Source organism: Streptomyces ipomoeae 91-03 (genome assembly GCF_000317595.1).
Classification (GTDB): domain Bacteria; phylum Actinomycetota; class Actinomycetes; order Streptomycetales; family Streptomycetaceae; genus Streptomyces; species Streptomyces ipomoeae.
In genome coordinates this window covers 1-7,778 of the sequence record NZ_AEJC01000669.1, presented here as the reverse complement: position 1 = coordinate 7,778, position 7,778 = coordinate 1, and the positions used below count along the sequence as shown (strand labels likewise).

7 protein-coding genes and 1 pseudogene are annotated in these 7,778 nt (G+C 67.6%); 6 read left to right on the top strand and 2 right to left on the bottom strand.

The genetic code is table 11. The features are described from left to right. The first annotated feature begins 15 nt into the window (after nt 1-15). Nucleotides 16-783 carry an IS5 family transposase gene (locus STRIP9103_RS44115; protein ID WP_063747379.1) on the top strand — a complete coding sequence of 256 codons (768 nt, stop codon included), beginning with the start codon at nt 16-18 and terminating at the stop codon, nt 781-783. After that, nucleotides 780-1,202, top strand: coding sequence for a hypothetical protein (locus STRIP9103_RS44110; RefSeq protein WP_009342681.1), 423 nt, complete (start codon nt 780-782; stop codon nt 1,200-1,202). The genes STRIP9103_RS44115 and STRIP9103_RS44110 overlap by 4 nt, the downstream gene beginning before the upstream one ends. Nucleotides 1,203-1,660: 458 nt before the next feature. Here STRIP9103_RS44110 and STRIP9103_RS44105 read toward each other — a convergent pair whose 3' ends face one another. Then, a complete protein-coding gene (locus STRIP9103_RS44105) occupies nt 1,661-2,014 on the bottom strand; it encodes an ArsR/SmtB family transcription factor (protein ID WP_009342689.1) in 354 nt (117 codons plus the stop codon). A gap of 169 nt (nt 2,015-2,183) precedes the next feature. Between STRIP9103_RS44105 and STRIP9103_RS44100 the strand changes: the two are divergent. Together STRIP9103_RS44100 and STRIP9103_RS44095 are read left to right on the top strand one after the other, a co-directional pair. After that, nucleotides 2,184-3,517: pseudogene (locus tag STRIP9103_RS44100) on the top strand (aldehyde dehydrogenase family protein); the annotation flags it as partial. 529 nt (nt 3,518-4,046) lie between these two features. Continuing rightward, nucleotides 4,047-5,162 (top strand): alkene reductase, encoded by a 1,116-nt coding sequence (locus tag STRIP9103_RS44095; RefSeq protein WP_009342679.1) that lies wholly within the window; start codon nt 4,047-4,049, stop codon nt 5,160-5,162. Between the two features lie 36 nt (nt 5,163-5,198). On the opposite strand, the gene STRIP9103_RS44090 is transcribed toward STRIP9103_RS44095, so the two are convergent. Then, nucleotides 5,199-5,378 (bottom strand): hypothetical protein, encoded by a 180-nt coding sequence (locus STRIP9103_RS44090; RefSeq protein WP_141595384.1) that lies wholly within the window; start codon nt 5,376-5,378, stop codon nt 5,199-5,201. 437 nt (nt 5,379-5,815) lie between these two features. On the opposite strand from STRIP9103_RS44090, the gene STRIP9103_RS44080 reads away from it, so the two are divergent. Continuing rightward, nucleotides 5,816-6,379 carry a hypothetical protein gene (locus STRIP9103_RS44080; protein ID WP_009342687.1) on the top strand — a complete coding sequence of 188 codons (564 nt, stop codon included), beginning with the start codon at nt 5,816-5,818 and terminating at the stop codon, nt 6,377-6,379. A 105-nt stretch (nt 6,380-6,484) separates the two neighbouring features. Beyond that, nucleotides 6,485-7,528, top strand: coding sequence for a YaaC family protein (locus tag STRIP9103_RS44075; protein WP_009342691.1), 1,044 nt, complete (start codon nt 6,485-6,487; stop codon nt 7,526-7,528). Nucleotides 7,529-7,778: the final 250 nt, after the last annotated feature.

Sequence of the window (7,778 nt, the reverse complement as noted above, 5' to 3'; positions counted from 1 at the left end):
GCTACCCGACAGCCGGTGATCGCCGCATGGAAGGCCGCGCATCCCTCGGTCAGCGGCCATCAGGGTCGGTACGCGATGCGGGAGATCGTCAACGCACTGCTCTACCAGGGCCGGGCCGGTTGCCAGTGGGAGCTGCTCCCACACGACTTTCCGCCGCCCGGCGCGGTGAAGTACTACTTCTACACCTGGCGTGACGACGGCATCGACCAGACCATTCACGACCTGCTGCGCTGGCATGTGCGGGAAAAGATGGGCCGGAAGGCGGACCCGAGCCTGGTGGTGCTCGACACCCAGAGCGTGCACGCGGCGGCCGGAGTGCCCGCCGAGTCGACGGGGCGCGATGCGGCAAAAAAAGTACCGGGCCGCAAGCGCGGCCTGGCCGTTGACGTTCTGGGGCTGGTGATCGCGGTAGTCGTGGCGGCCGCCTCGGCGCACGAGAACGCCGTCGGCATCGCGCTGCTGGACAAGGTCGCCGCCGACACCGACACCGTGCAAAAGGCCCTGGTCGACCAGGGCTTCAAGAACGCCGTCGTCGCGCACGGGGAGAAAGCAGGCATCGAGGTGGAGGTCGTGGAGCGCAATCCCGCGCAGAGCGGGTTCGTTCCCCAGGCCAAGCGGTGGGTCGTGGAACGCGCCTATGGGATCTTGATGCTGCACCGCAGGCTGGTGCGCGACTACGAGCACCTGCCCCGCAGTTCGGAGTCGCGGGTGTACTGGGCGATGACCGCGGTGATACTGCGCCGGCTGACCGCGGCGACCGTGCCCGCCTGGCGCACCGCATGACCGGCGGGGAGCTGACCCTCGGGGCCGTGCTGGCACGGTTGGAGGAGCGGGAACGCGAGATCACCGCGCAGGCCGAGACGACGCGGGAACAGATCACGCAGCTGACCACACAGCTCGACGAACTCGGCCGGGCCGCCGAAGAAGTCCGGATCACCCGCAAGACACTGCTGGGGCTGCCCGACCCGCAACCGCCCGCGCCGCCGACACCGAAACTGCCGGACCATCCGGCCTACCAGCAGATCATGGCGGTGTTCACCGCCGCCGACCATCCGCTGCGTGCGCGGCAGGTGTGCGAGGCGATGGACCTGGCGGTCGCGCCCAACAACATCAACAACGTCCGCCTCAAGCTCAAGCGGCTGGCCGGCCGCGGGATCCTGGCCGAGACCGAGCCAGGCTTGTTCACCCAGCCTCGGCCGTAGCCGACCGATGTCGCCACGACCTGCCCGCTTGTCCCGCACGAAACGAAGAATCGGGCATCAGGTCTCATGCCCTCTGAGAGTGCCGGATGTGAGCTGATGTCCGTTTCGGGGTTGGGCCTGGGTTAGGAGCCCTGGTCGGCGGGGCGAGTGGACGGTCAGGGGCAGGGCTGAGCGAACAGGCCGGGCTCGGGTTCGGTGAGGATGCCCCGTGTGACCAGGCGTGTGTCGCTGAACACTCCGAGGAGCGTGCCGGCGTGGCGCAGGTCGGCGCTCACCGCGCGGAAGCCGCCTCCGCGTAAGCGGGTACGTCGGGGCCGGTGCCGTATCGCCTTGCTGGGGCACCGGTTACTGCCGCTCGGCGCATGAGGTGTTGTTCGACGTGATCGAAGTCGGCCGCAAGCTGGACGCCTGGCTGCGGTGGGTCCGGTTCGTCGCGGCCGCGGAGCGATGCCGGAGCGTCAGGCGCTCTCGGCGTTCACGTAGGGCTCCACGCGGCCGACGCTCTCCTTGAGGACGAGGTCGAGCAGTCCGGGGAACCGCTGGTCCAGATCTTCCTTGCGCAGCGTGTTGAAGCGGCGGGTGCCGACGTCGTGCTGCCGGATGAGGCCGGCCTCGCGCAGGACGCGGAAGTGGCGGGTGAGTACGGACGCGGTGACGTCCTGGGTGAAGCCGCTGCAGGCCAGGCCAGGGGAGACGGAGAGGGTGACGACGATGGTGAGCCGGGTCTCGTCGGTCAGCGCACTCATGATCTTGAAGAGGTCGAGGTCGTCCGTGTCGGGGTGAACGAGGGGGGACGAGGTGCGACTGGCCATGGGGAAAGAATAACCCCTGCCCTATGTTCGCACCAGCGCGTACATGGGTTACAGTGAAGGCACGGATTGACCCTTCATCCGTCATCCACCGGGTTGCCCATCACCGGTACCACGGCATGCCCCCAACGCCTTTGACGGCGCGGCGTGCATCAAGAACGGAGCACACCCCATGACCACAACACAGGCGACCGAGCCGAGGACGTACCGGAGCGAAACGGCCGCGGAGGTGGTCGGCCGCCTTCGTGCGACCTTCAACACCGGCGTCACCCGCCCACTGGACTGGCGCGTCAACCAGCTGCAGCGGCTGCGGGCACTGCTGGTCGAGAACGAGCAGGAACTGATCGAAGCCCTCTGGAAGGACCTGAGGAAGAACCCCGCCGAGGCCAAGGCGCACGAGATCGACTCCACCATTGGCGACATCGACGAGGCACTGGCGAACCTCGAGAGCTGGCTTCAGCCTCGCCCGGTGGAGGTTCCCGCCCACTTCGGTCCCACGACCACGGCCTACACCACGTACGACCCGCTCGGGGTCGTCCTGGTGATCGTTCCGTGGAATGCCCCGCTGCACCTTCTCATAGACCCCATCATCGGCGCCCTGGCCGCCGGGAACACTGTGGTGGCCAAGCCGAGCGAGATCTCGGTGCACACCTCGGCGGTGGCTTCACGCCTGCTGCGGGAGTACTTCGACGCCGACGTGCTCACCGTCGTCGAGGGGGGCGCCGAGGAGACCACGGCCCTGCTGGCACAGCGTTTCGACCACATCTTCTACACCGGCAACGGCACCGTCGGCCGGATCGTCATGGCCGCAGCCGCCAAGCACCTCACCCCGGTCACGCTCGAACTCGGAGGCAAGTCTTCGTGGCCCCCGACGCCGACGTGGAGGAGACCGCGAAGCGGCTGGTCGGCGGCAAGTTCGGCAACGCGGGGCAGATGTGCATAGCCCCCGACTACGTCCTGGCCGATCCAGCCACCGCCGCCGCACTGGTCCCCGCCCTGCGCGCGGCGGTCGAAGCCCAGTTCGGCACCACCCCGCAGACCTCACCCGACTTCGGCCGGATCATCAACGAGCGGCACTTCGACCGGCTCACCCGTCTGCTCGATTCCGGCCGGCCGGCGGTGGGAGGCCGGCACGACCGCGACGACCTGTTCATCGCACCGACCGTGCTCACCGACGTCGACCCCGCATCGCCCATCATGCAGGAGGAGATCTTCGGTCCCATCCTCGCCGTCGTCGAAGTCGAAGACCTCGATGCCGCCATCGCCTTCATCAACGAACGCGACAAGCCCCTCGCGCTCTACGCCTTCACCACCTCCGAGGCCACCAAGTCGCGCCTGGTGAACGAGACGTCCTCCGGCGGCGTCGCCTGGGGCCAGCCGCCGATGCAACTGCTCGTGCCCGGCCTGCCCTTCGGTGGCGTCGGCGAAAGCGGCATGGGCCGCTACCACGGCCGGTACACCCTCGAGACGTTCAGCCACCTCAAGGCCGTCGCGGACGTCCCGCTCAGCTGGGCCCGCGCCTGCGTGGAGCAGGCTGTCCGATGGGCGATCGGCCGGCCGAAGTGCCTCAGGTCGGTGAGAATGAGGAGCCCTGAGATCGCTGTTCCCGCCACCGCCGGGAGCGCGTTCCAGGTGAAGCCGTGTATCGGTCCTCTTCGCGGGGCGCGTCGAGGGAGTCGGTCGCGGCGCGGCCTGCAGACACCGATCCGTAACGACCCCGGCGGGCGGCGGCACCCCTGACTTCGTCGCCTGGCTGGCTGCTGATCGTGCGCAAGGAGCGAACGCCCGTACTCCGGCGGGCAGTTGCGCTTGAACCGGCGTCAACACCGACACCGACACCGACGCTGACGGCATGCGGCTCTCACCGCGTTCGTCGCCCACACCACCCACACCCCGATCGCGGTCCTGGAACCGCGTCACCGTCAGCGGGCCCGCGCCTGCCCGAGGACCGCATTCGCGCCTTTGCCGGGACAGCGCAGACCCCCTGCGTCGCAGACCTTCATCCCGTTTCCCTCCCTATTGCAGAAAGAAACCCATGACTGTCAACGCTTCAGAAGTTTCATCCGTTCCGTCACTTTTCTCCCCCGTCTCTCTCGGGAAGATCGAGCTCGCCAACCGCATCGTCATGGCACCGCTGACCCGGGTCCGGGCCGGTTCCTCCGGCATCCCCGGGGATCTGATGGTCGAGTACTACCGGCAGCGGGCGAGCGTCGGAATGATCATCGCCGAGGGCACCTACCCCGACCACGCGTCGCAGGGGTTTGTCGGTGAGCCGGGCATCGCCACCGACGAGCAGGCGGCCGGCTGGCAGCGGGTGTTCGAGGCGGTGCACGCCGAGGGCGGCCGCATCGTCCTGCAGATCATGCACGCCGGCCGCCAAACCCACCCCGACATCAACGGCGGCCGCCGCATCCTCGCCCCCAGCGCGATCGCCAGGACCGGCGAGACGTTCACCGAGAAGGGCGAGCAGCCCTACCCCGTACCGGAAGCGATGACCACCGCAGAGATCCGTGCAGCCCTGGAGGACTTCGTCACCGCGGCCCGCCGGGCCATCGAGGCGGGAGCGGACGGCGTGGAAATCCACGGCGCCAACGGCTACCTGCTCCACCAGTTCCTCTCCCCGGCGGCCAACCAGCGCACCGATGAATACGGCGGCTCGCCGCACAACCGCGCCCGCTTCGTCGTCGAGGTCGCAACGGCCATCGCCCAGGCCGTCGGTGCCGAGCGGGTCGGGCTGCGGATCTCGCCGGAGATCGACTTCGGGGACGTCTTCGAGACCGACCGGGACGACGTCCTGGCCACCTACGGCACCCTGCTCGACCAACTGCGCCCGCTGGGCCTGGCCTACCTCTCCGTACTGCACACCGAGCCGGGCGGCGACCTGGTACAGGAGCTGCGGCGGCGCTTCGACGGCAAGCTGATCGTCAACAACGGCCCCCTCGGCGGGGGGCAGACCACCCGCGAGCGGGCGCTCCAGCAGATCGAGGCCGGCCACGCCGATGCCGTGGTCGTGGGCCGGGCCCTCATCGCCAACCCCGACCTGGTCGAGCGCTGGCAGGGTGGCCACCCGGAGAACGAGCCGCGGCCGGAACTGTTCTACGGGCCGGGCGCCGAGGGCTACACCGACTACCCCTTCCTCGAAGCGGCTTGAGGCCCACGGTCACGCCTGTCCATGCGGCAGCCCCACTCACCCATGGACAGGCGCCGACCGGCGACACTGCGCCCGCCCCCTTGAGCCCGTGGTCACACCGGCGATCACCGGCTCGAGGACCGTCGGGTCCGTCGGGGCGTTGACGGTCTGCAGGTTCCTGGTCAGCAGCCTGCGTTCGGTGACCTCGGCGAGCACATCGCTCTCGTGCGTGGCCACCGCGGCGGCCTTCGGCCACAGCTGACGCCTGTGACGGTTTTCCGGCGGCGGCCCATCCACCAGGTCCGCCTTCCGTAAGGGAGTCCTTCGCCGATATCCGTCAGTTCGCCGCGGCCGACACCCCGCTGCGGGCACGGCAAATCTGCGAGGCGATGGGCATGGAGATCGCGCCCAACAACATCAACAACACCCGCCTGAAACTCAAGCGGCTGACCGAGCGCGGCATCCTGGTCGAGACCGAGCAGGGATTGTTCGCCCAGCCGCGGCCATAGCCGCCCGGCGGCCCCCCGAGCAGCCTGCCTACCCCAACCGACAGGGCAATACAGACATCAAGTCACGTACCGCCCTCTCAGTTCCTTGGAGGCCCGGCGGTGAGAGGTGAATATCAGATAGTTGAAGAGCGATGGCCCCTGGCCAGACGGGAAAGGAGAAGGCACATGGATGCAGGGCTGGCCGCCCTATTGGGAGCAGCAGTTGGTGCGGTGGGGGCCGGAACTGCTGCGCTGACCAGCGGATGGCTGGGAGCCCGCACCGCGCGGGAGCAAATCTTTGCACAGCATCTCCAGGCAGACCAGCAGCGCCATTTCGAGCACGCGAGAGACCGGCGAGAGCCACGCAGCCAGGCGTACACCGATCTTATCGCCCAGACGCAGGCCATCGGCACGCGCATCAAGGAGATGAACCGATCGGAAACTTATACCGAGGACGGCGCGCACCGAATCCTGGAGGAGATCAGCAAACTGCTGCGCTCCCGCGCCCGGGTCATGGTCGAAGGTCCTGAAACCGTAGCGGACAACACCGAGGACCTGGTCGAAGCAGTCCTGGAGTGTCAGGACGTCGTGATGGCACTTGCCTCCATTCCCGGCGCTCCCCCAGAGATGCGGGACAAGTCCCGTTCGGAGCTCGTCGAACTGTGCCGCGCAAGCCTGGAAGCGTCGGGAGAGGCACTGAGTGGCTTCGTAGAGGCAGCCCGTGAGGCGCTCGAGGACACCGGGACGTAGAACACTCGGTCGTTGAACTGGGGAGATTTTGGCGGGCCGCTCGCGGCCCCGGGATCTCACTGGCGCCCACCATGTACAGGCGGATTGCAGACTAGGAGAAGCACCATGGACGACGCACCAAACCTGCGGTTCGCACTGCGCTATCGCCGGACCAGTCTCATCGACAAGACGCTACTCAAGGACTCGTCAGCCAGGAGAAGGTCGTTCTCCGCAGCTCTGCAGCAGTTCGAGGAGCAGATGGAGGCGGCCCGGATCGTCACGTCGGCGACTAGGCCGATCAACTTGTACTACGGGCTCGTCCAGGCCGGTCTCGCTATCACAGCAGCCCACACGCCCGGGAATTGGAGCTTCGGCAAGCACGGCCTGAAGGTCGTGGACATGCAGTCCGACCTTCCCGGCATCACGATCCGTCCCGACGGCGACGGCGCCTTCCAGTATGTAGCCAGAGCAACTGGATCCGAGCAGCTGGCTGACACCGTAAGCCTCGGAGAGCTGTGGGCGTCACTCCCCGGCCTGTGCCAGTTCCCACTCAAGGGCGCGGCTTCACCCATCGCACTGGAGCTCTTCAGCGACCGATACGCCGAGACCGAGGACCGCACTGAGTACGGGTCGGCGTACTTTCGTGCGGAGATCGCCGTGAACGGCGACTTGCCCGAACAAGCCGACAGGGAGAGTTGGTACCGCGCGACCATGGCCGACTACCCCGGCATGGCGAACGCGAAGCTCTGGGGAGACAGCGATACCGCGTTCAGGGAAGCCCGGAAGGGCCGTTTCCTGGTGGCAGTCGGCTGGCCCGTGCCCCGTGGAAAACCGGCGCCGGACATTTCGGAGGAGGAAATTGAGGCGTTCTTCGACAGGCTTGCGCCGCGGTACCGCTTCGAGGGTGAGCGATTCCTGCGCCCACCGGCCGGTCCGGGGAAGACGCCTCCGCCGTCTCCGCTGATGACGTGGTGGCTTCTGCTGTACACGTTCTCGATGATCTCCCGATACCAGCCCCGGAAATGGGCAGAGATCCTCGACCTTGACAAGTCCCCCAATGCGGCCGTGGTGCAGCACGCCTTGGAAATGGCCCTGGCAGTGCTCCCCCACCTGGTCCTGGAAGCCTTGGACAAGGAGCCGATTCTCTTCGGTCGGCCACTTCGCCTTTGAGCGCTGATCACCTCTCTGGAGGGCGGCTGCCGACACTGATGTCCGCTGCCCATCGTTCAGTCATGGGCAGCAACAGCGCCTCCGAGTGCCCGTGTCGGGTGGAGCAGCCGAGGTGAGGCGAGCGGGCTGTCGGCGACGATAAGGGCTGCTCAGCCTGCCTTCTTGCGTGAGCGATGCGTGAGCGGACGGAACCGCACAGGTCATCACGGAGGAGATCACGCAGCCAGTCACATCTGCCCTGACCAGGTGG

What these genes read in the sequence shown, in the direction of transcription:
- STRIP9103_RS44080 (WP_009342687.1), top strand. Translation starts at nt 5,816, where the DNA reads ATGGATGCAGGGCTGGCCGCCCTATTGGGAGCAGCAGTTGGTGCGGTG.
- STRIP9103_RS44075 (WP_009342691.1), top strand. Translation starts at nt 6,485, where the DNA reads ATGGACGACGCACCAAACCTGCGGTTCGCACTGCGCTATCGCCGGACC.
- STRIP9103_RS44110 (WP_009342681.1), top strand. Translation starts at nt 780, where the DNA reads ATGACCGGCGGGGAGCTGACCCTCGGGGCCGTGCTGGCACGGTTGGAG.
- STRIP9103_RS44095 (WP_009342679.1), top strand. Translation starts at nt 4,047, where the DNA reads ATGACTGTCAACGCTTCAGAAGTTTCATCCGTTCCGTCACTTTTCTCC.
- STRIP9103_RS44105 (WP_009342689.1), bottom strand. Translation starts at nt 2,014, where the DNA reads ATGGCCAGTCGCACCTCGTCCCCCCTCGTTCACCCCGACACGGACGAC.